This is a genomic window from Wolbachia endosymbiont of Tuta absoluta (assembly GCF_059414725.1).
Window position 1 is genome coordinate 1 of the sequence record NZ_JBNRJY010000618.1, and the last position, 554, is coordinate 554.

General features: G+C 42.1%; 1 protein-coding gene and 1 pseudogene. One reads left to right on the forward strand and one right to left on the reverse strand.

What is annotated here, in order from left to right:
- Positions 1-425 (reverse strand): hypothetical protein (locus ACJ5GX_RS06875; protein ID WP_495292833.1); only part of this gene is annotated, 425 nt, incomplete at its 3' end.
- 40 nt (positions 426-465) lie between these two features.
- On the opposite strand from ACJ5GX_RS06875, the pseudogene ACJ5GX_RS06880 reads away from it, so the two are divergent.
- A pseudogene (locus tag ACJ5GX_RS06880) lies at positions 466-554 on the forward strand (iron-sulfur cluster assembly scaffold protein); the annotation flags it as partial.

Genomic DNA, 554 nt, shown 5'->3' on the forward strand with positions numbered 1-554 from the left:
TTTATTAATGCAAGGCTTTCAGCTGAACTTTCGACTGAAAGCCCTGTTAAGGTTTGCGATTCAATATCGACTTCTTCTGGTTGAATTGTCCACTCTGTCACTTCACCATCTTTCAACTCAGCCACATAGGTTGAGGAAGCTAGACTGATTTCATCTAGACCATCTTTAGAATGGACCACCATCGCATGTTCAGCGCCTAGTTGCTTGAGTACTTCAGCCAAAGGACGGCATAGTTCTGTCGAAAAGACACCAATTACATAGCGTTTTACCCCAGCCGGATTCGTAAGCGGGCCGAGGAGGTTGAAAATACTGCGGAAACCGAGTTCTTTACGAGGACCCGCTGCATATTTCATTGCTTTGTGATGATTAGGGGCAAATAAAAAACCAACCCCCATTTCTCGAATACAACGCTCAGTTTGTTGCATATTCAAATCAAGATTGATGCCTGCTTGTTCCAAAAGATCGATCAAAGGAAAAACTATTGAGAATGTAACAAAGATAAAGAATACTCAAATAGTGGAAGAATTGTCTTTGCCGCCAGTAAAGATACACTG